The organism is Metasolibacillus sp. FSL K6-0083 (assembly GCF_038630865.1).
Classification (GTDB): domain Bacteria; phylum Bacillota; class Bacilli; order Bacillales_A; family Planococcaceae; genus Metasolibacillus; species Metasolibacillus fluoroglycofenilyticus.
The window spans coordinates 1504360-1529561 of the sequence record NZ_CP152046.1 but is presented as its reverse complement, the minus strand read 5'-3'; the positions used below and the strand labels follow the sequence as shown (position 1 = coordinate 1529561).

The 25202-nt window shown below is 38.9% G+C and carries 26 protein-coding genes and 1 other annotated feature (1 of these 27 running past the window's edge); all 26 genes read left to right on the top strand.

The window, feature by feature from the left end; all coding sequences use genetic code 11:
- Positions 1-47 precede the first annotated feature (47 nt).
- The 26 genes from MHB51_RS07310 (at position 48) to MHB51_RS07185 (ending at position 24960) form a co-directional block, all read left to right on the top strand.
- Entirely contained in the window at positions 48-953 is a 906-nt protein-coding gene (locus MHB51_RS07310) for a 2-dehydropantoate 2-reductase (RefSeq protein WP_342559292.1), read from the top strand.
- Positions 950-1339 carry a DUF3397 family protein gene (locus MHB51_RS07305; protein WP_066169750.1) on the top strand — a complete coding sequence of 130 codons (390 nt, stop codon included), beginning with the start codon at positions 950-952 and terminating at the stop codon, positions 1337-1339. The genes MHB51_RS07310 and MHB51_RS07305 overlap by 4 nt, the downstream gene beginning before the upstream one ends.
- Positions 1340-1529: 190 nt before the next feature.
- Positions 1530-3146, top strand: a complete 1617-nt coding sequence (gene bshC, locus MHB51_RS07300; protein ID WP_342559291.1) for a bacillithiol biosynthesis cysteine-adding enzyme BshC — start codon at positions 1530-1532, stop codon at positions 3144-3146.
- A gap of 176 nt (positions 3147-3322) precedes the next feature.
- Complete coding sequence (gene mraZ / locus MHB51_RS07295) at positions 3323-3754, top strand: division/cell wall cluster transcriptional repressor MraZ (RefSeq protein WP_066169755.1); 432 nt, start codon at positions 3323-3325, stop codon at positions 3752-3754.
- 21 nt (positions 3755-3775) lie between these two features.
- Positions 3776-4714 (top strand): 16S rRNA (cytosine(1402)-N(4))-methyltransferase RsmH, encoded by a 939-nt coding sequence (rsmH, locus tag MHB51_RS07290; protein WP_107942237.1) that lies wholly within the window; start codon positions 3776-3778, stop codon positions 4712-4714.
- A gap of 15 nt (positions 4715-4729) precedes the next feature.
- Positions 4730-5116, top strand: a complete 387-nt coding sequence (ftsL, locus tag MHB51_RS07285) for a cell division protein FtsL (protein WP_066169761.1) — start codon at positions 4730-4732, stop codon at positions 5114-5116.
- Complete coding sequence (locus tag MHB51_RS07280) at positions 5113-7320, top strand: penicillin-binding protein (protein WP_342559290.1); 2208 nt, start codon at positions 5113-5115, stop codon at positions 7318-7320. The genes ftsL and MHB51_RS07280 overlap by 4 nt, the downstream gene beginning before the upstream one ends.
- A gap of 85 nt (positions 7321-7405) precedes the next feature.
- Entirely contained in the window at positions 7406-9334 is a 1929-nt protein-coding gene (locus MHB51_RS07275) for a stage V sporulation protein D (RefSeq protein ID WP_066169766.1), read from the top strand.
- 21 nt (positions 9335-9355) lie between these two features.
- Positions 9356-10330: a phospho-N-acetylmuramoyl-pentapeptide-transferase gene (gene mraY / locus MHB51_RS07270; protein WP_066169769.1), complete on the top strand. Its 975-nt coding sequence runs from the start codon at positions 9356-9358 to the stop codon at positions 10328-10330.
- Complete coding sequence (murD, locus tag MHB51_RS07265) at positions 10327-11679, top strand: UDP-N-acetylmuramoyl-L-alanine--D-glutamate ligase (RefSeq protein WP_342559289.1); 1353 nt, start codon at positions 10327-10329, stop codon at positions 11677-11679. The genes mraY and murD overlap by 4 nt, the downstream gene beginning before the upstream one ends.
- Before the next feature lie 17 nt (positions 11680-11696).
- A complete protein-coding gene (gene ftsW, locus MHB51_RS07260; RefSeq protein ID WP_066169777.1) occupies positions 11697-12797 on the top strand; it encodes a putative lipid II flippase FtsW in 1101 nt (366 codons plus the stop codon).
- Positions 12794-13615, top strand: coding sequence for an FtsQ-type POTRA domain-containing protein (locus tag MHB51_RS07255; RefSeq protein WP_066169782.1), 822 nt, complete (start codon positions 12794-12796; stop codon positions 13613-13615). The genes ftsW and MHB51_RS07255 overlap by 4 nt, the downstream gene beginning before the upstream one ends.
- Positions 13593-14321 carry a DUF881 domain-containing protein gene (locus tag MHB51_RS07250; RefSeq protein ID WP_066169784.1) on the top strand — a complete coding sequence of 243 codons (729 nt, stop codon included), beginning with the start codon at positions 13593-13595 and terminating at the stop codon, positions 14319-14321. Before MHB51_RS07255 ends, MHB51_RS07250 begins: the two co-directional genes overlap by 23 nt.
- Before the next feature lie 12 nt (positions 14322-14333).
- On the top strand, positions 14334-15053 hold the full coding sequence (locus MHB51_RS07245; protein WP_066169786.1) for a DUF881 domain-containing protein: 720 nt from the start codon (positions 14334-14336) through the stop codon (positions 15051-15053).
- 3 nt (positions 15054-15056) lie between these two features.
- Positions 15057-15434 (top strand): small basic family protein, encoded by a 378-nt coding sequence (locus MHB51_RS07240; protein WP_066169788.1) that lies wholly within the window; start codon positions 15057-15059, stop codon positions 15432-15434.
- 89 nt (positions 15435-15523) lie between these two features.
- A complete protein-coding gene (ftsA, locus tag MHB51_RS07235) occupies positions 15524-16816 on the top strand; it encodes a cell division protein FtsA (RefSeq protein ID WP_066169791.1) in 1293 nt (430 codons plus the stop codon).
- Positions 16817-16903: 87 nt separating this feature from the next.
- Entirely contained in the window at positions 16904-18040 is a 1137-nt protein-coding gene (gene ftsZ / locus MHB51_RS07230) for a cell division protein FtsZ (RefSeq protein WP_066169794.1), read from the top strand.
- A 484-nt stretch (positions 18041-18524) separates the two neighbouring features.
- Complete coding sequence (locus tag MHB51_RS07225) at positions 18525-19349, top strand: sigma-E processing peptidase SpoIIGA (RefSeq protein WP_342559288.1); 825 nt, start codon at positions 18525-18527, stop codon at positions 19347-19349.
- Positions 19350-19365: 16 nt separating this feature from the next.
- Positions 19366-20070, top strand: coding sequence for an RNA polymerase sporulation sigma factor SigE (gene sigE / locus MHB51_RS07220; protein WP_066170302.1), 705 nt, complete (start codon positions 19366-19368; stop codon positions 20068-20070).
- A 91-nt stretch (positions 20071-20161) separates the two neighbouring features.
- Entirely contained in the window at positions 20162-20938 is a 777-nt protein-coding gene (sigG, locus tag MHB51_RS07215) for an RNA polymerase sporulation sigma factor SigG (RefSeq protein WP_066169800.1), read from the top strand.
- Between the two features lie 195 nt (positions 20939-21133).
- Positions 21134-21373, top strand: a complete 240-nt coding sequence (locus MHB51_RS07210; RefSeq protein ID WP_066169803.1) for a sporulation protein — start codon at positions 21134-21136, stop codon at positions 21371-21373.
- 308 nt (positions 21374-21681) lie between these two features.
- Complete coding sequence (locus tag MHB51_RS07205; protein ID WP_066169806.1) at positions 21682-22350, top strand: YggS family pyridoxal phosphate-dependent enzyme; 669 nt, start codon at positions 21682-21684, stop codon at positions 22348-22350.
- Positions 22351-22366: 16 nt separating this feature from the next.
- The gene (locus tag MHB51_RS07200) at positions 22367-22861 is read left to right on the top strand and encodes a cell division protein SepF (protein ID WP_066169811.1); all 495 of its coding nucleotides are present in this window, start codon (positions 22367-22369) and stop codon (positions 22859-22861) included.
- 19 nt (positions 22862-22880) lie between these two features.
- Entirely contained in the window at positions 22881-23141 is a 261-nt protein-coding gene (locus tag MHB51_RS07195; RefSeq protein WP_066169813.1) for a YggT family protein, read from the top strand.
- Positions 23142-23557: 416 nt separating this feature from the next.
- Complete coding sequence (locus tag MHB51_RS07190) at positions 23558-24346, top strand: RNA-binding protein (RefSeq protein ID WP_066170305.1); 789 nt, start codon at positions 23558-23560, stop codon at positions 24344-24346.
- Positions 24347-24438: 92 nt separating this feature from the next.
- Positions 24439-24960, top strand: coding sequence for a DivIVA domain-containing protein (locus tag MHB51_RS07185; protein WP_066169815.1), 522 nt, complete (start codon positions 24439-24441; stop codon positions 24958-24960).
- A gap of 175 nt (positions 24961-25135) precedes the next feature.
- Positions 25136-25202: a binding site (T-box leader), on the top strand; it runs 158 nt beyond the window's last position.

Here is a 25202-nt window from a genome sequence, read left to right as displayed (position 1 = left end):
GCCAGGCACGCAAACAATTCTGACAATTTGAGATGGAGGGTGAGTGGATGAGATGTGTTTATGTAATTGGTGCGGGTGCGGTGGGCTTGTTAATGGCAAGCTTTTTACGTAAGGCGGGTTATGCGGTAACGGTTGTGACAAGGCGGGAGGAGCAGGCGGCAGAAATTCGTACATATGGGGTTACGCTTTTTCAGATGGATGGGCAGCAGCGGAATTTTGAGGTTGATGCTGTGACGGAGCGACAGTTAGTTGTTGAGGAAGGAGCGATGGTTATTGTTGCGACTAAGTATGATGCTTTGCAGGCTCTTTTACCAACATTGACGACGTTACCGGATGTTCCGCTATTATTTATGCAAAATGGCTTGCTGCATTATGAGCAAGCGCTAGCGCTGAAGCAGCAGCATATAATGTTTGGGTCCGCACAATTTGGCGCGGAGAAAGTTGGTGAGACAACGGTTTATCATCGTGGGATAGGCGTTTTGAAATTAGCAGTTGGGCGAGGAAATGATGACTTTATTCGGATTTTTGAGGCTGCTTGTAATGAGGCATTTTTCATAGAACAATTGCAAGATGCTGAGCAAATGCTGTTAGAAAAAGCGCTGCTCAATTGTTTTGTAAATCCGTTAACGGCACTTTTGCAAGTGAGAAACGGGCAATTAATTCATAATGAGTATGCGTATCATCTATTGCAGCAATTGTATACGGAGTTAATGCAGGCATTTCCATATATGCAGCAGAAATTTCCGTTTCAGACCGTTTATCAACTATGTGAACGTACTGCAAATAATATATCGTCGATGCTAGCAGATAGACAAGCAGGACGCAAATCGGAAATTGAAACGATTGTTGGTGCCATTATGAAAAAAGCTGAGAAAATGGGTGCAGATGTGCCAACGCTTAGCGTGTTATACTATTTATTATTAGCGATAGAGGAGAGCGGTGAAAAAATGTGAAGTTTTTGGCTTTTTTAATAGCAATAATTATTATTTGCCCTTTAATTGCACTTATTATCACTTATTTTATATGTCGAAAGCTGCGTTTTAGCAATGTAAAAGCATTTGGTTTAGCTGCAGATATTGCTACATTATTGTTATTTTTCTCAGTTCCAATAGCTGTCGCAAGCATTTGGAGTGTTTCGATTGTTATTCCACTTATTATCATTGCTATTTTTATAGCAATTACCTTTACATACATTGATTGGCGAACGAAAAAAGAAATTGTCGTGCCGCAATTACTAAAAAAAATATGGCGTGTTTATTTTATACTGCTAAGTATAAGTTATTTTTTGGTGTTCATTGCTGGATTAACATTAAATATATTGGAGTATGTCGCTGTGTAAGCAAATTCTTTTTCGAAATGCCACAGAACGTATACAATGTAGTAAGTTATCTTATGCAAAAAATGCTTTTGCCGAAGATTGATACAGAAGAGGCCTGTCAATAGAGATGGTGAGATGAATATTTTGAATAGCTTTCATAGTAAGAGGCATATCATTTAGAAGTTAGTAAGGGATAGAGAGGGTTTTCATAATGAAGCTGGAACAAAACGTTTTACCAGTACAAAATAAAATATTAGCACAGTATTGGGATAAGCAATCTACTATACATAATTTTTTTGATTACGTATATAGTGATGATGCTTTTCACGCACGCGCGCAATATTTAACGACAAAAACATATGACACAGCACAATTAAGCAAAATCATTCAGCTATATATGACGCCGTTTGGTTTATCGGAGGCATGTGAACGTCATTTAAAAGAGTTGGCAGAAGGAGCCTATGTCATTGTAGGAGGACAGCAGGCAGGGGTATTAACAGGACCACTCTATTCAGTGCATAAAGCCATTTCAGTTATTCTGCTTGCAAGACAGCAACGTGAAAAGCTTGAGAAGAAGGTCATTCCACTATTTTGGATTGCTGGGGAGGACCATGATTTAGAGGAAATAAACCATACGTATACAACGGTGGATGCAACATTAAAGAAGCGTGTTTATAAAGAGCGCTCTAAGCGCAAAACAATGGCTTCTACAACAGCTATTAATAAAGAAGAGATGGAGTCATTTGTACGCACTGTTTTTGCAGACTTTGGAGAAAGTGAGTATACAAAAGATTTACTACATAATGTACTAACACATTTACACGCTAGCGATACGTTTACTGACTTTTTCACTGCATTGATGAATGAGCTGTTTGCAAAGTATGGCTTGCTTATGTTAGATGCAGCGTTTCCAGCATTCCGTCAATATGAGGCTGATTTTTTCGTAAGATTAATAGAGCATAATGAGGAAATTGCACAGGTCGTTGTAGCACAGGAAGAGGCGTTCAACCAAGCTGGTTATGGCAAGCCGATTGAGGCGGTGGCGAGCAATGCCAATTTATTTTTTGTACAGGGCGGCGAACGCTTTTTATTAGAAAGAAAAGACGGTTATTATACAAACGCACTTGGGTCTATTAAGCTGACAAAGGAGCAACTACTAGAAGTTGCGCGCCAAACACCTGAAAAATTAAGCAATAATGTTGTCACACGTCCTTTAATGCAGGAAATGACGATGCCAGTATTAGCTTTTGTTGGTGGACCGGGTGAACTAGCATATTGGGCGACATTAAAGCCAGCATTTTCTTTGCTGCATTTACAAATGCCTGTATTTGCTCCGCGACTGAATATTACTTTAGTGCCACGCACAGTCCAGCCATTATTAGCACAAAATGAGTTAACGGTGCTTGATGTAATGAAAGGGAAAGCAGAGCAACTAAAAAATCGTTTTATTGAAGAAGTGCAGGATGAAAATGCTAAAGAAAAGCTTGCTGAAATGCAGCGAAATTTGCTTGCTCAATATAATGAACTAGAGCAGCATTTACGAGAGCAGCAATTAGATTTAAACAATATTATCGAAAAAAATAAACAATATCATTGTAGACAATTTGATTATTTAGCAGCAAAAATTGGTCAAGAAATATTGGGTAAACATGATGTGAAAATAAAGCAGTTTAATCTGATGATAACAGAGCTTTTCCCTAACCAAAATTTACAGGAACGCTACTTTAATCCTTATCAATATTTGAACCTATATGGACCTACATTAGTAGGTAGTCTTATTGAACTAGATTTAGTTCCTTCTGACCAGCATAACTATATAACACTTTGATATAAAAAGGCTATTTCTATTGAGGAATAGCTTTTTTATATGCTTATATTATCAGTTCACCTCGTTGAAGTAAGGTCTATTTACGTAATTTCTTATTATAGGGGAAGAAATGCGAGGAATAGGTGGTGAAAAGTGGGGGCTTGTGGTACATTAATTAGTAAAGTGGGGTGAGTAGCATGTTCATGGGGGAATACGTGCATTCCGTTGATGTAAAGGGGCGTCTCATAGTGCCTTCGAAATTTCGAGAAGCGCTAGGTGAAACGTTTGTCATTACACGTGGATTGGACAACTGTATTTTTGGTTACCCTATGGATGAATGGCGAAAGCTTGAAGAAAAATTAAAAAACTTACCGATGACAAAAAAGGATGCACGTGCATTTGCGCGTTTCTTCTTTTCAGGTGCAACGGAGGTTGAGCTAGATAAGCAAGGTCGCATAAATATTCCAGCTACATTAATCCAATATGCAAATCTCGAAAAAGAGTGTGTTGTATTAGGTGTATCAAGCAGGATAGAGGTTTGGGCGAAGGAAGCTTGGGACACATACTATGATGAATCTGAAGCATCATTTAACGAAATAGCAGAAAATATGATAGGCTTTGATTTTTAAAGCGTTAAAGGAGTAAAGACTATGTTCAATCATACAACTGTATTATTGAAGGAGACGGTTGATGGGTTGAACATCAATCCTGATGGGGTATACGTGGATTGCACATTAGGGGGCGCTGGTCATAGCGAATACCTCGTACAGCAACTGTCTCCAAATGGAAAGCTTATTTGTTTTGATCAAGATATGACGGCAATTGAAAATGCAAAAGTGCGATTAGCAAAATATTTAGATCGTGTTACGTTTGTCCATGCAAATTTTAGATATGTAAAGGACGAGCTGTATGCACTAAATATTCAACAAGTAGATGGAATTTTATACGATTTAGGTGTATCTTCCCCACAACTCGATACACCAGAAAGAGGTTTTAGTTACCATCATGATGCGCCACTTGATATGCGCATGAATCAAAGTGCGGAATTAACAGCATTTCATGTAGTGAATGAATGGTCATACGAGGATTTAGTAAGAATCTTCTTCCGTTATGGCGAAGAGAAATTTTCAAAGCAAATTGCACGCAAAATCGAAGCAGCGCGAAAACTCTCTCCTATTGAAACAACAGGGCAATTAGTGGAACTAGTTAAAGAGGGTATACCAGCCGCGGCACGACGCACCGGAGGTCACCCTGCAAAGCGTGTATTCCAAGCAATTCGCATTGCTGTAAATGATGAACTTGGGGCAGCGGAGGATTCTCTCGTAGATGCGATTGATTTATTAACGATTGGTGGACGAATCAGTGTGATTACGTTCCATTCATTAGAGGACCGTCTTTGCAAGACAATCTTTAAAGAAGCTTCTTCATTACCAGAATTACCGCCTGGTTTACCAATCATACCAGAGGATATGAAACCAACACTAAAATTAATTACGAAAAAGCCGATTATACCTACGGATGAAGAGCTAGAAGCGAATAACCGTTCACGTTCAGCGAAGTTGCGCATCGCCGAAAAAATAAATAAATAAAGGAAGTGGATGACCATGGCAGTACGCGTAAGGCAACAACCGTATATTCAACAGCCAGTAATATCACCACAACCACAACAACCAGAAAAACAGCCTAGCAAAAAGACGAGCTACAAAAAACATAAAGGACTAATTTCTAAACGCGAAAAATTACTCTATATGTTATTCGTAATTATTGTAGCAATAATGGCAGTTGCAATCCTACATACACAAAGTAAAATCCAAACAACAAGTATGGAAATACAGCAAGTAGAAAAAGAAATCTCCGTAATTGCGAATGAAAATGTAGGCTTTAAAGTGCAGGTTAGTGAGTTGTCGGCTTATGAGCGAATTTTGAAAAAAGCACAAGAACTCGGTTTAACTCTTAACGAGAAAAATGTAAAGGTAGTGCCGGGAGAATGAAAAAGAGTACATTTCGTTTCCAAAAAGGAGCCTTCCTGATGTTTTTAATATACGGAGGGCTCTTTTTGTTATTATTTTGGCGCATTGTTCATTTGCAAACTGCCAATGAAGTTAATGGTTATTCATTGGAAGCTGAGGCGGCAGCTAAATATGCACGCGAAGTGCCGCTAGCAGCAAACCGGGGACGTATATTAGACCGCAATAATAATATTATCGCGGAAGATACATTGGCTTATAAGCTTGTCGCAGTCGTAAAAGAGTCTGTGACGACAAATCCTGACAATCCAAAGCATGTTGTTGACCCAGCAGAAACAGCGAAAGTGCTAGCCCAATATATTTCGATGGAAGAGCAAGATATTTATAAAATATTGACGAGAGATGGAGATCCGTATCAAGTTGAGTTTGGAGCAGCTGGGCGCAAAATTAGCTATGATACGAGAATGGCCATCGCAGAGCACAAGCTACCAGGTATTATTTTCATAGAGGATACGAAGCGCTATTATCCAAATGGTCCATTTGCATCTCATTTAATCGGCTTTGCTTTAGAAGAAAAGCAAGAGGATGATACCTTTAAAACAGTTGGTAAAATGGGGCTGGAGTATACGTATAATGAAGAGTTGACGGGGACACCGGGCTCCATTTCCTATGATAGCGATATTAAAGGCTATTTATTGCCGAACAGTGAAAAAATGATTCAGCCTGCAAAAAATGGGGCGGAAATTTATTTAACATTAGATAAAACAATTCAAAACTTTTTGGAAGAAGCGATGACACAGGTTGACCAGCAATACCAACCTGAATCGATGACAGCTATTGTGGCTAATCCAAAAACAGGTGAAATTTTAGCAATGTCACAGCGTCCAACTTTTGACCCTGCAGACCGTATTGGCTTAGAAAGCAATTGGTTGAATGAAACGATTGAAAATGTCATTGAACCGGGGTCAACGATGAAAATTTTTACATTAGCAGCAGCTATTGATTCAGGCAATTGGCATCCAAATGCAACGTTCCAATCAGGTCAATATACGGTGTTAGACCGTACAATTCGTGACCATAACAGAGTGGGCTGGGGGGAAATTACTTATTTACAGGGCTTCCAGCGTTCCTCTAACACAGGAATGGCTCATATGTTAACAATTATGGGAGCAGATACTTTTTATAATTATTTAGATCGCTTTGGCTTCGGTCAAAAAACAGGGATTGATTTACCGGGGGAAGCGACAGGTACATTACTATCTAGGTATCCAATTAATAAAGTAACGACAACCTACGGACAAGGATCTACTGTGACACCAATGCAGTTGATTCAAGCTATGACTGCTATCGCAAATGAAGGAAAAATGATGCAACCATATGTAATCGATAAAATCGTTGACCCGAGTTCAGGAGAAATCATCTTAGATGATGAGCCGATTGTAAAAGGTCAGCCTGTATCAGCAGAAACAGCGCAGCAAGTGCGGGACATTCTAGCATCGACGGTAACGAGCGAAATTGGTACAGCAAAACGCTTCGCATTGGATGGTTATGAGGTTGCTGGTAAAACAGGGACAGCGGAAATTGCTAAAGAAAGTGGTGGAGGTTATTATTTTGGGAAAAATAATTATCTTTATTCATTTTTAGGAATGGCTCCAGTCGATGACCCGCAACTTATTATGTATATAGCGGTCAAAAAGCCGAAGCTAGCTGAAACAGAGGGTGGCTCAGAGCCAACTTCTGCCGTATTTAAAATGGTTATGGAAAATAGCTTGAAATATTTCAATATTAATCCTGAAGAAGTTGCAGAAGTGCAAATGACAAAATTAGCTGATTATACGAAACAAACAGCTGAAAGTGCACAAGTAGAGCTAATTAATCAAGGGTTAACGCCAATCATCATTGGTGAAGGTGGACAAATTATTGAGCAATATCCAGTGCAAGGTTTGGAAGTAGCGAAAGGAAGCGTCATCTTTTTAAAGACAGATGGAACGATTACGCTTCCATCATTTATTGGTTGGTCATTACGCAATGTATTAATTTATAAAGCCTTATCTGGATTGTCAATTGAAATCGTTGGTGAGGGTTATGTAGATAGTCAAAGCGTTTCAGAAAATACACCGATTCAAGATGCAGCACCAATTGTTGTGAAGTTAAAGACACCTGAGGAATCCTTCGCTCCACAAGTAGAGGAGACGGATGAGGAGGGCGAGCAGCTACCGCAAGATTAAGTGCTAGTTAATAGAAACGTAATTGAGAGAAAGCTGAATAGAAGTCCACTTCTATACATACTTTGTTAAAAACGGAGAGTGTCGAATGAAGTGGATTTCACTGCCTTCCAAAAAACGTTTGAAGATTGTTATTTATGCATTTTTCTTATATGGACTGGCGATTATCGTCCGATTAATCTATGTACAAATTTTCCAACATGAACATTTAACAGAGCTAGCAAAGGCCAACTGGGATCGAGAAATTCCGTTCGTGACAGAGCGTGGAAGTATTGTAGATCGTGAAAATGAAATTATTGTAACGAATAAACTAGCACCGACCCTTTATTTTATTCCAAAGCAAAGCGATGATATTGCACTCGCTGCTAAGCAATTAGCATCTATTTTAAAGGCGGATGAAGCGGAATTGCTTGAGAAAATGCAAAAGCCTGTCTACTTAGTGAAGCTTGCGCCAGAAGGTAAAAACATTACGGAGGAGCAGGTGGAAGCAATACAAGCCTTGCACATTAAAGGTGTTTATAGTGGAGTAGACTATATAAGACATTATCCATACGGCTCTTTGTTATCAAGATTTTTAGGTTTTACAGGCTATGATAATCAAGGTTTGGCTGGCGTTGAATATGAATATAATGAAATGCTAACAGGTAATAATGCTGCGATTCGCTTATTTACGGATGCTAAAAATGTTGAAATGGCACATGTCGATGATGAGTGGAAAGAGGGGACGGCAGGAGCAACGGTACAGCTAACGATTGATTTAACGATACAGCAAGTGATGGAACGAGAATTATTACAGGCGATGCAGCGCTATGATGCAGACCAAGCAATTGGTATTGCGATGAATCCGAATACGGGTGAGATTTTAGCGCTTTCCTCTTTCCCAACATATGACCCAGCAGATTTTAAAAATGTTGATTCAACGATTTACAATCGTAATTTGCCTGTTTTTATGACTTATGAGCCAGGTTCTACATTTAAAATTATTACGCTGAGTGCTGCGCTAGAAGAAGGTGTTGTTGACCTTGAAAATGACCATTTTTATGACCCGGGCTACACCATGGTAGAAGGTGCACGTTTACGCTGCTGGAAACGGGAGGGGCATAAGGATGAGACTTTTTTAGAAGTTGTTGAAAACTCCTGTAACCCGGGCTTTATCGAGCTAGGACAACGTGTTGGTGCACAAAAGCTACTGCAATATATTAAAGATTTCGGCTTCGGGCAAAAAACAGGCTCTAATATAGCTGGTGAGGCGAGCGGCATCTTATTTTCGAAAGAGGCATTTGGGCCTGTTGAGCATGCGACTACATCCTTTGGTCAAGGTATCTCTGTGACACCAATTCAGCAAATGCAAGCTGTTGCAGCCGCAATAAATGGTGGTACCCTTTATACGCCATATGTTGTTTCAAGCATAGTCGCAGATGATGGAGAAGTGATTGTAGAAAATAAACCGGAGGCCAAACGCCAAGTAATAAGTGAACAAACATCCGCACAAGTGCGTCATGCATTAGAGTCTGTTGTAGCAAAGGGCTCTGGTAAGCAAGCATTTCGCGAAGGCTTGCGCATAGGTGGAAAAACGGGAACAGCACAAAAGGTAGAAAATGGACGATATAAAGAAGGGGATTATATTGTATCATTTATTGGCTTTGCCCCAGCAGATAACCCAGAAATTATCGTCTATGTAGCAATTGATAATCCGAAAAACCATTTGCAATTCGGCGGTCTGATTGCCGCACCGATTGTTGGGCAAATTATAGAAGATGTAGCACCGATTGTTGGCATTGAAAAATCACAAGAACAAATTGAAAAAGTAACGGTTTGGACAGATCCTATTATGGTAGAGGTAGCTGATTTTGTCGGGAAAACTGTGGATGAAGTAGTGCAGCAACACTATCCATTGACGATTGAGTGGCACGGTGAGGGAACGATTGTCTCCGAACAATTGCCTGCTGCGGGAAGTAAGCTTGAGCAGCAAGGAACATTGCATTTATATTTAACAGATGAAAAAAATGAAGATTGATGAATTTAAAGGAGATTTAACATGAAACTTGCAACAACATTGACCATTCTAGTAACAGCATTCATATTAACCGTTATTTTAGCACCCATTGCTATTCCACTTTTACGACGATTAAAATTTGGTCAAAGTATTCGAGAAGAAGGACCAGAGTCTCATCTTAAAAAAGCAGGTACACCAACGATGGGTGGCATTATTTTCTTGCTGGCAATTATTGCTACTACATTGGTTACAGGAAATATGTTTAACTTATTTACGACACAAACAGTCGTGCTATTACTTGTATTAGTCGGTTTTGGTGTGATTGGCTTTTTAGATGATGGGATTAAAGTGATTTTTAAACGTAATTTAGGCTTGACATCACTGCAAAAGCTAATTGGGCAAATTATTATTTCCATCGCTGCATTTATGTTATTACGATTAGGAACTTTTAATACGGCTGTTGAAATTCCGTTTACAGATTACACGATTGATTTCGGCTTATTTTATGTTGGCTTTTTAATCTTTTGGCTTGTAGGCTTCTCGAATGCGGTCAATTTAACGGATGGAGTAGATGGTCTTGTAGCAGGAACGGCCTCGATTGCCTTTGCTGCCTTCGGTGTCATTGCTTTATTTAATGAACAGGCGGATATTGCTTTAGTTGCCTTTGCTATTACAGGCGCTCTGTTAGGATTTTTGATTTTTAATGCCAATCCTGCAAAGGTTTTTATGGGTGATACAGGCTCGTTAGCATTGGGTGGCGCGCTTGCTATGATTTCAGTTTTAGTGAAGGCAGAGCTTTTACTACTGTTGATTGGTCTAGTGTTTGTAATTGAAACATTGTCTGTTATTTTGCAAGTGGGTAGTTTTAAATTACGTAAAAAACGTATTTTTAAAATGAGCCCTATCCATCATCATTTTGAATTGTCTGGTTGGTCAGAATGGAAGGTTGTTTTAGTGTTTTGGTCTACAGGGTTAGCTGTTGCATTAATCGCAGTAATGATGGAGGCGTTTTTATGATTCAATATACAGGTTTGCAATATAAAAAAATACTTGTATTAGGCCTAGCAAAAAGTGGTGTTGCTGCAGCGGAGCTGTTGCATGAGCTTGGCGCATTTGTCACAGTGAATGATGCCAAGCCATTCGATGCAAATCCAGAGGCGCAAAGTCTTTTATCGAAGGGAATTACAGTTATTTGTGGACGTCATCCAGAGGACTTACTTGATGAGGGCTTTGAATTAATCGTCAAAAACCCGGGCATCCCGTACAGCAACCCGATTGTAGCTGATGCAATTAATCGGGAATTACCAGTCATTACTGAAATGGAGCTAGCATATTTAGTAAGTGAGGCTCCTTTTATTGGAATTACAGGCTCTAATGGTAAAACAACAACGACAACCTTATTGTTTAAAATACTTGAGCATGGTCAAAAACAACCGTTAATTGCCGGCAATATTGGAACCGTTGCATGTAGTGTTGCAGCTACAGCAACGAAAGAGCAGGTGCTTGTAACGGAGTTATCTAGCTTTCAATTAATGGGAACACGCACATTTAAACCGCATATTGCTATTTTAACGAATATTTATGAGGCTCATTTAGATTATCATAGCTCGTTTGAAGAATATGCAAATGCAAAATTTGCCGTTACACGTAATCAAAATGAGCAAGATTATTTCATTTACAATGCAGACCAGCCACTTGTACAACAATATGCAGCACAGTCTAGAGCACAAAAAATACCTTTTACGACAAATGGAAAGGCAGCTACAGGAATTAGTGCTGATAGGACAGCTATTTATTGGCAGGGTGAGCATTTATTGGATCGTTCTGGCATCGTCTTGCCGGGAGAGCATAACTTACAAAATATTTTATGTGCTGTTGCTGCTGCTTTGTTAATGGACTGCCCTATTGCTGCGATAAAAGCTACTTTAGCTACATTTACAGGTGTAAAGCATCGCACACAATTTGTTCGTAATTGGCAAGGTGTGCAAATTTACAATGATTCAAAGGCGACGAATTGCCTTGCAACGAAAAGTGCACTTGCGGCATTTACGCAGCCGATTGTCTTGTTAGCAGGCGGCTTAGACCGCGGCCATTCCTTTGAAGAGCTACGCGATGTAATAGACAATGTGAAGGCAGTTGTTGCCTTTGGTGAAACAGGTGCACGTTTTATCGATTTTGCTAAATCATGTGGTATTGAACAAACTGTTGCTGCAACGAATGTGGAGGATGCTGTAATGTATGCCGCCAAGCTTGTGACAGCAGGTGACGTTATGCTGCTTTCCCCTGCTTGTGCAAGCTGGGATCAATATGCAAGCTTTGAAATCCGAGGCGACGTATTTATTGATGCTGTAATGAAGCTTACTTAAAAGTTCTATAAGAAAGGATGCCCTTACTGACGCACCATTACCAAAAGCTATTTGTTTTTTGTGCATTGATGTTGACACTTATAGGGATTGTGTTTGTGTACTCTGCCAGTACATATTGGAGCTCCGTTCATTATGAAGGACAAACGCCTTTTTATATAAAGCAAATTATTTATTTTGTTCTAGCGTGTATTGTTTTTTTTAGCATTATAAAAGGGCCAGAGCTAACAGAAAAAAAGCTTTTCATGCTCTATTTATTTTCTTTAGCGCTGTTAATTATCGTATTAATACCCGGCATCGGTATTTGGCGTAATGGCTCTAGGAGCTGGATTGGAATTGGTCCTTTAACGATTCAACCAGCAGAGCTTGTAAAAATCACGACATTATTATATTTAAGTGTCCGTTTAGCGAAGGTTAAATCCTTTGAAAGAGTCGTTAAGCTAGAGCATTTTGTTATTTTATTTTTACCAGCTCTCCTAATAATGCTTCAGCCTGATTTTGGCTCTGTATTTATTTTAGTTGTCGCGGCCTTTATTTTGCTTTTTATCGCAAAATATCCGATTAAGCTTTATATATTTTTAATGCTTGCAGGTGTTGCAGGTTTAGCAGGGCTTATCATCTCTGCGCCATATCGTTTAAAGCGAATTCAATCCTTTTTAGATCCGTGGTCTGATTCGCTAGGAAGTGGCTTTCAGGCGGTGCAATCTTTAATGGCCATCGGTCCCGCCGGCTTATTTGGACATGGTTTTTTGCAAAGTCGTCAAAAGTATTTATATTTACCAGAGCCACAAAATGATTTTATTTTCTCAATTATATTGGAGGAAATGGGGTTTGTCGGGGGAGCAGTCATTTTAGCTTTATTTGCCACTTTATTTTATTGTGGCTATGCGCTATCTGTCAGGGCATATAGCTTAGAGCAGTTTTATATGATTAGCGCCTTAACGACGATGCTTGTTTTACAAACTTGCTTAAATATCGGAGTAGTTATCGGCTTACTGCCAGTGACGGGTGTTACTTTACCATTTATTAGCTACGGTGGAACGTCATTAATCGTCATTTGGTTAACGGTCGCTCTTATCATTAAAATCACGAATACAACAGGAAGGAGGAGTAAAAATTGAAAAAAGTAATCGATATAGAAGAACGCATCCCTACACTTCGCGCGAAACGCCGGCGTCGCTCGAATATTAAATTTATTTTACTGACCACAGTTTTCGGTGTTATTTTGTTTTTACTCCTTTATTTCCAATCACCTTATAGTGATATTAAAACAATTGATGTGACCGGGGGAAGCATTGAAGATACGACATTTTATAAGGAGCAATCAGGCTTAAATATAGGTGACTCGATGTGGGGCTTTCGGGAAGGAGATATCGAGGCGCAAATATTGAAGTTAGATTGGGTAAAGGCTGTTACCGTCAAACGAAAATGGCTTACGACCGTTTCCATCTCGATAGAGGAATGGAGCAAAGTGGCTTATATTGCGAAGGACAATGACTTTTACCCGATGTTGGAAAATGGCATAATTTTACCTTTACAAGGTCAGCTATTACCGATTGATGCACCAATATTCCTTCAATTTGACGATGAGAAAATACGAAAGCGTTTATTAAAGGAACTAGCGAAGCTCGATAAAGAAGTGCTGTCGATGATTTCGCAAATTAAAGCAACACCAACAAGCACAGACCCTTACGCTGTAACATTATTTATGAATGATGGCTATGAAGTGCGCGCAGAAATCACAACACTTGCCAGTAAGCTTAACTATTATCCATCGTTTGTTGCATGGATTGAAAATACAGAGGGCTATGAAAAGGGTGTTATTGATATTGAAGTAGGCTCATATTATCGCTCTTATTTGGAGGAGTATAAAAAGATAGAGGAAGCAGAGGACGAGCAGCAAGGAGCGGAGCAAAATGAAGAACAATCAGAAGAATAACAGACCATCCTTGTTTCAACGTAAATACTTTATTATGCTCATCGTCTCCATCATGATTGGTTTTATTATCGGTATTTCTTATAATTTGACGAAGGATAATAAAAAACTAAGTTCAAGTTCACCGATTTATTTTCAGCAACAGGAAACGTATCGTGAAGAGCTCATTACACAGCAGGAACGTAATAAAGAGCTGACGGACGAGCTAAATTATTTGCAACAAACGATTCGCAACTATGAAAAGCAGTTAACATCAAGTGCAGAGCAGCATGAGGATTTAGTCGCTGAGGCGGAGCGTTTACGGCTTTTACTTGGTGACATTGCTGGACAGGGACAAGGTATCCGTCTAACACTAGCTGATGGTGAATATGATCCAAATTCAACAAACCCAAACGATTATATTGTACATGAAAGCCATATTTTCAAAGTACTAACGGAGCTGAAGATTGCGGGGGCAGAAGCCATTGCCATTAATGGTCAACGCCTAAAAACAAACTCTTATATAAGCTGTAACGGTCCTGTAATTACAATTGATGGAAAACAATCACCTGCCCCCTTTGTTATTGAGGCGATTGGAGAGCCGGATACATTAATTGCATCTTTAGAAATTTCAGGGGGAGTTTTTGATCAATTACTAAATGAACGAATTAGTGTTACTTTTGAAAAAAGCAGTATCATTTCTATGCCTTCCAATACGGCAGAAAGTTGAGGGGGGAGGTAAATGAAAAATAATAAAAACCTGCATATTACACTTATTTCCTTTGTCATTGGTTTTATGCTAGCAGTGCAATATAATACGATGCAAAATCCGAAAGAGCGAGATACAAGAGATATTTGGGAAATACGGCAAGCACTATCAGAGGAGAAAAAGCGACATTCTGAGCTATTGACGAATATTCAAGCATTGAATGAAGTCGTTCGGAAATATGAGGATGTTGAATCAAGCGACCCGGAGCTAGTGTTGCGAGAAACAGTAACTGATTTGCATCGTCAAATAGGCTTACTGCCTGTTACAGGGCCAGGTTTAACATTGAAGATAAAGCCTGCTAAAGAATTAATTGAGTATGGCTATCAGATTGAAGCCATCTCTCCAGAGCTACTCTTTCGATTAGTCAATGATATTTACCGTAATGGTGGTCAATATGTCGAAATTGACAAACAAAGGCTGCTACATACCTCGGCTATTCGGGAGATTAACGGCGTCACGACAATAAATAGCGTACCAATCAGTAAAACTGATGTAGAAATTAAAATAATTATGCCATCTGAAGAACTAGCGCAAAGATTGTACAATTATTTACTATCATCCTCATTGATGGACGAGTTTTACATTGATAACTTAGAGCTCGTTGTAAATGAGGTAGAAAGCTCTATTTCAATTAAAAATATAGCAACTCAAATAACAAGCAGCTATTTGAGTGAGACGAATAAAGGGGATTAGAATATGTGGCTGCCACTTTTAGGACTGATTTTAGGTATTGCGCTAGGTTTGCTAACGGATATTCAAATTCCGGCGGTATATGAAAATTATTTATCTATTGCTGTATTAGCTGCCCTTGATACAATGTTTGGTGGTATACGGGCAAAGTTGCAGGAAGTATACGATGATAAAGTGTTTATCTCAGGTTTTTTCTTTAATATAGCCCTTGCGGCAGGGCTTGCCTTTTTAGGTGTCCATATCGGGGTTGATTTATATTTAGCGGCAATTTTTGCATTCGGCGTTCGACTTTTTCAAAATATAGCAGTCATTCGACGGATTGTATTAACGAAGCTTGATGAGCGAAAAGCAAAAAAGCAAGAGAAAATATATGAATCTCATTAAAATTTCGTTACAAAAGCGAATAAGCTTAGACAACAGCGAAAAATTGCAATAGAATGAACATTAGGAGTATTAGAAGGAGGTGCAGCGAGTTGAGTCAACAAGATATATATATTTCGCTGGATATCGGATCATCCTCTATTAAAGTGCTAATAGGTGAAATGAGCGAGCAACAATTACATGTAATTGGTGTCGGTCACGTAAAATCGACTGGAATTCGTAAAGGCGCCATTGTTGATATTGATGCGACAGTACAATCAATTAAAAAAGCAGTTGAGCAGGCTGAAAGAATGACGGGCATTAAAATACACGATGTTATACTAGGAGTACCAGCAAATCAAACATTTTTACAACCGGTAAAGGGTGTTGTTGCTGTAAACAGTGAAAATCGTGAAATTGGCGATGATGATTTAGAGCGCGTCATCGAATCTGCACAAGTAATGTCTATCCCACCAGAACGTGAATTAGTGAACTTAATACCTAAGCAATTTATTGTGGATAATCTTGATGAAATTAAAGATCCGCGCGGTATGATAGGCATTCGTTTAGAAATGGATGCAACGATGATTACGACTTCGAAAACTTTGTTACATAACGTGCTGCGTTGTGTAGAACGAGCTGGATTACAAATTCGAGAAATTTATTTACAGCCTTTAGCGGCAGGTTATTTTGCTTTAACAGAAGATGAAAAGAATCAAGGTACAGCTTACATCGATTTAGGTGGAGGTTCAACAACAATCGCTGTTTTTGAGGAGGGCTTATTAAAGCATACAGGGGTTATCCCAGTAGGCGGAGAGCATATTACAAAAGATTTATCAATTGTCTTAAAAACACCGACAGAACAAGCTGAAAAAATAAAAAGACAGTTTGGACATGCCTTCTATGACGATGCTTCAGATGACGAATTATTTGAAGTTCCTGTAGTAGGAACAGATACAACAGATCAATATAACCAGCGTTATATTGCCGAAATTATCGGTGTGCGTTTAGAAGAAATGTTTGAGCTAGTGCTAGATGAATTAGCGCGCTTAGGTGTGCGTGATTTGCCAGGAGGTATTGTTATTACTGGTGGCGTAGCACAGCTAGAAGGAATTGCACAGCTTGCACGAGAAGTGATGCAGACGCGTGTGCGCGTGTTTGTGCCAGATTACATTGGCGTGCGCGATCCAGCGTTTACAACATCGGTAGGGTTAATTCGTTATGCATATGCGGATGATAAGTTCTACGGAAGAAGTCCAATAACAGATGCATCACCATATATTGCGGCAACGACACAATCGACTCCTGCTAAAAAGCAATCTCAGCAAGTAGAATATACAGATAATAGTAATAAAGTAAGCGTGATTGATAGAGCAAAAAATATTTTTAATAAATTTTTTGAATAGTTGACTTACGATAATTGTGGAACTTCAATTAGTAGAAGTAGCGTAAGTAATTCGGGCTAAAAGTCGAGCGAAGTGGGAGGAGAAATAATGTTAGAATTTGATACAAGTAGTGATCAGCTTGCTGTCATCAAAGTAATTGGAGTAGGTGGTGGCGGTAATAACGCTGTTAATCGTATGATTGAACATGGTGTACAAGGTGTAGATTTTATTGCAGTAAATACAGATGCTCAAGCTTTAAATCTATCAAAAGCTGAACATAAATTACAGATTGGTGGAAAGCTCACACGTGGATTAGGCGCAGGGGCAAATCCAGAAGTCGGTAAAAAAGCAGCCGAAGAAAGCCGAGAGCAAATTGAAGAAGTATTACGCGGTGCAGATATGGTATTCGTTACTGCTGGTATGGGTGGCGGAACTGGTACTGGTGCAGCGCCAGTAATTGCTCAAATTGCACGTGATTTAGGTGCATTAACAGTAGGTGTTGTTACACGTCCGTTTTCATTTGAGGGACGCAAGCGTCAAACACAGGCGGTTGGCGGTATCGGCGCAATGAAAGAAGCTGTCGACACACTGATTGTTATCCCTAATGATAAGCTATTGCAAATTGTTGATAAATCAACGCCTATGCTAGAGGCATTCCGTGAAGCAGACAATGTATTGCGTCAGGGTGTACAAGGCATTTCAGATTTAATTGCAACACCTGGTTTAATTAACTTAGACTTTGCCGATGTTAAGACAATTATGTCTGACAAAGGCTCTGCGTTAATGGGGATTGGTATTGCTTCCGGCGAAAACCGTGCGACAGAAGCTGCGAAAAAAGCTATTTCAAGTCCGCTACTTGAAACATCAATTGATGGTGCAAAAGGCGTGATAATGAATATTACAGGTGGTACAAATCTAAGCTTATTTGAAGTACAGGAAGCAGCTGATATTGTAGCTTCGGCATCAGATGAAGAGGTAAATATGATTTTTGGTTCGGTTATTAATGATAGCCTTGACGATGAAATTATTGTAACTGTTATTGCAACAGGCTTCTCGGATGATATACTAACGCAGCGTCAAAATGTGCGACCAAGTATGGGAGCACGTCAACAAGCTCCTGCACAGCAACAGCCATCACGTCAAGAGGCCGTTCAGCAAGAAGCACCGCGCCAAACACAAAACTATCAGCAAGAAGATACGTTAGACATTCCAACATTTTTACGCAATCGTAGAAATCGCGGATAAATAAGATTACTTTTTGTATCCTTATGAATGGCTTATAAATCAAATTTAGCACATACGTTCTGTTTTGGCAATGGTTTTAGCTTATTAAAATTATTGCTGCTCAAGCAGCGCACTAAAAAATCGATTTACTCTATTATTTTCAAGGTAAATCGATTTTTTTGTCTTTTAGATAGCTAGAAAATCAAGCGACAGTTAGTTCGAAAAACTATAGTTGCCTAGAGATTGTGAATAAAATGGAGCGGGGCATGGGCGCAAATATATTTAGGAAATCGCAAATAAAATTAAAAAGCTGCAAATATTCCATGAACAACTGCAAACTAACTAGCGGCGCAGCTACTGTAAATTAAAAAATCGGTGAAATGTTTTGTCATTTCATCGATTTTTTTGCGTTTTCTTGTCTAAATTTTTTGTTAGTTGAATACAATGAAGTGACAATTTCTAACATAGTGTTAATGGTAAGCTTCTAATCAGGAGGAAGCGATACATGGTTGGCGAATGGCTTGTATTGATAAATACACTATTTAATTATTTACTGGTCTTGTTTATTAGCAAAATAACAAATGTGTATGTGACGAAAAAGCGAGCGCTTGTTGCTGCTTTTATAAGTGGTACATTTAGTGCTATTTTTACACCATCATTATTCATAGGTGTCATAAGTGCTCTTTTATTAGCAGGCACTGCTTTTTCATTCCGATATCGCATTTTACTGAAACAAATAGCGGTACTTGTTGTGGCAACTATATTTCTAGGAGGCTTATTAACAGCGGTACAACCTTTTTTGGCAGGTCGTTCATTGCTTTTTTATATCACGCTTTGTAGCTTACTTGCTATTTTTAGTTCAAAGTGGGCAGAAATAAAGTGGAGAGACTTTTGGCAGCAAAAAATACAGGCAAGCTATGTAGTGACATGCAAATTGCATTTAGGTGATACAGAATTGCAGCTACGTGGTTTTATAGATACCGGAAATATGTGTACGGAGCCTATTAGTCAGCAGCCGGTGCATTTTATTTCCTATCGCATGATTAAGGATAAGCTACCTGCAACCATTAATGATGCCATTAATTCATGGGACGCAGCAGCACCTTATAATTTATCCATGTTTCCACGTGAATGGTTGACATCTATTCGCCTTATTCCACTGACAACTGTACAGCATAAGGCGATTGTACCTGCATTTCGTTTAACAGAATGGACGATTAATGAAGAAAAGGTGACCGGACACTATGTCGTACTAACCAAAAATGATGCCAATTTTCCGCAGCAAGCCGATATGATGCTTCATGTTTTAGCGCTTTCCAATCAACAATAAAGGAGGAGAATGATTGATTCAAAAACTAGTAGCGTATTTGCAAAATATTTGGAGTAAGTTCTTTCGCAAAGGAACATACTATATAGGAGGACATGATTCATTGCCAGTACCATTGACTAGAGAAGAAGAATTAACTGTCGTTGAAGCCTTTATGAATGGAGATTTATCTGCAAGAGATACATTAATTGAGCGAAATTTGCGTCTTGTTGTTTATATTGCGCGACGCTTTGATAATACAGGTACACCGATTGAGGATTTAATTAGTATCGGTTCAATTGGCTTAATTAAAGCAATTGAGACATTTAATAAAGAAAAGAATATAAAGCTTGCAACATACGCTTCACGTTGCATTGAGAATGAAATTTTAATGCATTTACGCAAAACAAGCCGTATGAAGGGTGAAGTATCATTTGATGAGCCGTTAAATTCAGATGCAGATGGCAATGAATTATTATTATCTGATATTTTAGGAACAGAAGTACACATTATTACAAATGATGTCGAGCGTAAAATTGAACGTCAACATATGTTCAGCGCTATTAATTGTCTAAACCCACGCGAAAAATACATTATGGAATGTCGCTTTGGATTGAATGGCAAGGAAGAAATGACACAAAAGGAAGTAGCAGATCATTTAGGCATTTCGCAATCATATATTTCAAGATTAGAGAAAAAAATAATACTGGAATTAAGAGAGTATCTAAATGCGCCAATTGCATAACTTGGATGAATTTGCCGCCAATTTTTACGCATAGCCTACATCGCAAGAGGACAAACTGAACGAAAGATAATCGTTCGGAGGGGAATAGTTGATGCGAACAAAAGTAGAGCTATGCGGTGTGGATACATCGAAGCTTCCAGTTTTAAAGCATGAGGAAATGCGTGAGTTATTCATACAATTACAGGCAGGAAATGTAGCTGTACGTGAGGAGCTAGTTATTTGTAATTTACGTTTAGTATTGAGTATTGTTGGACGTTTTTCATATCGTGGTGAGCAGGCAGACGATTTATTTCAAGTAGGTTGCATCGGTTTATTAAAAGCGATTGATCATTTTGATTTAAAGCATAATGTCCGATTTTCGACATATGCTGTACCGATGATTATTGGTGAAATTCGTAGACATTTACGCGACCATCATGCACTTCGGGTGTCACGTTCGTTAAGAGATATTGCTTATAAAGCGATGCAGGCGAAAGAAAGATTTGTTACTGAAAATTTATATGAGCCAACGATTGAGCAATTGGCAGCTGCAATTGAAATGAAGCCTGAAGATGTTTTATTCGCACTTGATGCAATTCAAGACCCGGTTTCATTGCAGGAGCCTATTTATTCAGATAGCGGCGATGCAATGTATTTAATGGACCAGTTAAAGGGAGAGGTATCGGAAGAACAGTGGGTAGATTATGTTTCAGTGAAGGAGAGTCTACAAAAATTAGACGAAAGGCAGCAGTTAATTGTAGCAAAGCGCTTTTACTACGGTGAAACACAAACAGAAATTGCAAAATCACTAGGGATATCGCAAGCGCAAATTTCTCGCTTAGAAAAAAGCGCCATTGAACTCATGCAATCAGATTATTTACAGCAGTGAGTAAGCTAACCGGAAAGCAGGCTGGCGCACCTCTTTTCAGTTAGTTATTATACAGCTAGTAGTTAAATGACTTTTTGAAAATAAAATTAGAATGAGCCTAATCCACTTAGACGCACTCGTTGTAAGTGGATTTTTGTTGTTTCACAAAAAGGTGCCAGGCACAGACACAATTGTCTACAATTCAGGAGGGATGTTATGCGTTTTTCTGTTGCGCAGCAAAAGGAAATTATTGAGGCAGGAAGCGGGCGCTTTATCGGCTATATTGTCGATGCTGAAATTTGCGAAAAAAGTGGGATGATTACGGGCTTTCTTGTTGCAGAGCCGAAAAAAATATTGCATATTTTTCAGGCGGAAGAAGCAACGCGAAAAATCGCTATTCAGGATATTTTAACTATCGGGAAGGATGTTATTTTAGTCAAAGGAATAATGTCATAACATGCGCTAGGACAATGGACATAAGTTGAATCAATGGAACTTTAATGTTATTACCTTCATTTAGGATTTTAGCACTTTTTACACAAATTAATTGAAAATAATATTGCTTGTTAATGCGGGATAGAGCAAGCTATTCATTGATAAATCACAATAGGCTTGTTACAATGAAATAAAATAGATTGTAAGCAATCTCCGTATTAATCATTACAAAAAACATGAAGTTTTTTAAAAAGAATTAATTGTACTGTTCAAGGTAGGTTTCGGATATTCAAGGTAAAATAAATTATTGTTGTAAAGTTGGGAGTAAATTGACAAAAATTATTGAAAATTTAGAGCAAATTCAAAAGAATATAAAACAAGCGCAAGAGCGAAGTGGTGCGCAGCAGCAAGTGCATATTGTCGCAGTGACAAAAGAGGTTGACGTAGAGCGCACAAATGAAGCAATTGCAGCAGGCCTGTTACATTTAGGGGAAAATCGCCCAGAAGGATTGCTTGCGAAAAGAGAAGCTATACAACAAGCAGCAAGCTGGCATTATATTGGTTCGTTGCAGACGCGCAAAGTGAAGCAAGTAATAAACGAAATTGATTACTTACATTCATTGGATCGCTTAAGCTTAGCAGAGGAAATCGAAAAGCGAGCAGAGCAAGTTGTTAAATGCTTCGTTCAAGTAAATGTATCAGGAGAAGAATCGAAGCATGGCTTGACAGCTGAAGAAGCAATCGCCTTTCTCCATAGCTTAAGTGAAATGACAAAAATTGAAGTTGTTGGCTTAATGACAATGGCACCGTATTCAGCTGATGAGCAGCTTCTCCGTTCAGTGTTTCGCAATTTGAAAAAATTACAGCAGGAAGTTGTGGCACTAAAGCTGCCGTACGCACCTTGTACAGAACTTTCGATGGGGATGTCAAACGATTATGAGATTGCCGTTGAGGAAGGTGCGACATTTGTAAGAATTGGCACAGCTCTTGTTGGCTAGAAGGAAGGGATAAAAAATGAGTATGAAAAATAAAATAAAAAACTTCTTTTACTTAGATGAAGAAGAAGAGATGGAAACAGTTCAAACAACGCCGAAAACTTCATACGAGCCACCGAAGCAACAAGACCAGCCAAGGCCTGTCGTTAATAATCGTGTAAAAAAAGAACGTAAAATTTCAATACATGAAGAGCCTGTACCACCACAAACGGTCAATAATGTAGTTAGTTTACAAGCTGCTGCGTCGTCGAAAGGCTCAAAAGTGATACTTATTGAGCCACGTGTTTATGCGGAAGCGCAGGATATTGCAGAGCATTTAAAAAATAAACGTGCGACAATTGTTAACTTACAGCGCATCGACATTGACCAAGGTAGACGTATCATTGATTTTCTAAGCGGCACAGTCTATGCATTAGGTGGGGACATTCAACGAGTGGGTGTTGATATTTTCTTATGCACACCAGATAATGTAGAAGTGTCGGGCGAAATCTCAAGTTACTTAGAAGATATTTAGAATTAGTGAGGATATATATATGATTATTTATCAAATTATTGGCCAAGTGTTTACAATATATACATTTATGATAATTGGCTATATTTTAATGTCTTGGATACCAGCAGCACAAGATTCAGCAGTAGGGCGTTTTTTAGCAACGCTTTGTGAGCCATATCTAGGCTTTTTTAGAAAATTCATTCCACCGCTTGGCATGATTGATATTTCACCGATTATTGCATTGTTCGCATTACGCTTTATTCAGCAAGGTGTTTTCATCGTCATTAGTTATATAATTTAAGTAGGGAGCGTCCAAAAAGCGTGCTAAGGCACTGCCTTTTGGACGTTTCGTAAAGTAATAACACTAGATTAGGGACTTTTTCCTAAGATTAAAATGAATTAAGTTTTTATTGCATTTAACGTCTTTCAGCAATGTTTTTTGTACCCCATCTCTATAGGTGGCGGGATACTTGCTGATAAAGATGAACTCAGTCTAAGACTACCGCATCCTGCGGCAACGGCTGAGTGACCAACATCGCGTTGGTCTAAAGCCTCTGGCGGATGTCACAGATTTTGAAGGGAGGCCTGCGTGATGCAGGTCAGTTAACCGTTATTACAGAACGTGACGGTTTCTGCAATTACGCCAAGCTATAATTGATAGAAGGGGGCTGTCTTTGGGACAGCTCTTTTATTATATTGGAAAATGGAGATAAAAAAATGGAGCGTTTAGTTCAGCATTTTAGGAAGGATGAGCAGCCATTTATTGAACAAGTTGTGGGCTGGCAACGAGAAGTAGAGGATCGTTATGCACCGAAACTAACTGATTTTTTAGACCCGCGAGAACGTTTTATCGTATTTTCTATTATCGGACAGACGGACGATTTACAAGTAAAGACAGAGGGCAAATTTGATGCAGCAGAGCGCGAACGCCTAATCATTGCACCAAGCTATTTTGCAGCAACAACTGAGGAGTTTCAAATTACTATTTTCCGCGTTCAATATCCCGCAAAATTTGTGCAATTAAAGCATCCTGATGTGCTTGGCGCACTATTATCACTAGGGATAGATAGAAGCAAGTTTGGGGATATTCGAGTAGCGGAGAGCACGATTCAATTTGCAGTTGCAGGTGAAGTTGCTGATTACGTAAGAGCTAATTTGACGAGCATTGGAAAAGTAAAGGTTCATCTAGAGGAAGTAGAGGAGCAAATACCGCTTATTCAATTAGAAGAGCAATGGGTAGAGCAGCTTGTTTTAATACCTTCGATGCGACTAGATGTTGTGATTGCAACGATTTTAAATATGTCACGTCAAAAGTCACAAAACTTAGTATCATCAGGCAGAGTGAAGGTCAATTGGACGGTGCGCGAGAATGCAAGCTTTGAATTGCAAGAGGGTGATATCGTTTCTGTCAGGGGTTTTGGACGCTTCAAGGTACTTATGACGGAAGGACGAACAAAAAAGGATAAAATTCGTTTACAAATAGGTCGTTTAGAGCAAAAATCATAAAAATGGCTTGTTTTTTATGAATTACCATATTCATAATTGCATAAAAGCTTTATAATAGACGAAAAGACGAATAGATAAAGGAGTGTCATGTAATGCCGTTATCACCGCTTGATATACATAATAAGGAGTTTACGAGAGGCTTTCGCGGCTATGCGGAGGACGAAGTAAATGAATTTTTAAACCAAATTATTAAAGATTATGAAATTATTTTGCGCGACAAAAAAGAGCTTGAAGAGAAAGTGAAAATGATGTCACAGCAAATTAATCATTTTAATACGCTTGAAGATACATTGCAAAAATCCATCGTTGTAGCACAGGATGCTGCTGAGGAGCTTCGTCGTAATTCACAAAAGGAAGCGAAGCTCATTGTCAAAGAGGCTGAAAAAAATGCTGATCGCATTGTTAACGATGCTTTGACAAAAGCACGTAAAATTACAATTGAAATTGATGAGCTGAAAAAGCAATCAAAGGTTTTCCGCAATCGCTTCAAAATGCTCGTTGAAGCACAGCTAGATTTATTAAATACCGATGACTGGGAGCATTTGCTTGAATACGATGTGGACTTAACTGATATTCAAGAGCAAGTAAAAGTAGGCGAAAACGACGAAAACTAAAGGCTTCTTGTCATATCCATTACGTCTTAGCTGACACGAATCTAGACTTTAATAGGGCTGTCTAAAAAGCAGTGCTTTGCACGCATTTTGGACGCCCACATTAAAATTTCTAAATCGATTAGCTTATAGAACTTGACGTTTTTTTCTGTTTTTCATATACTGTGGATACATATGAATAATAGCATTTAAGGAAGACAGTATGTTTTAATTGCTGATTAGCGATTTGGGGATAGTGGGAGCTC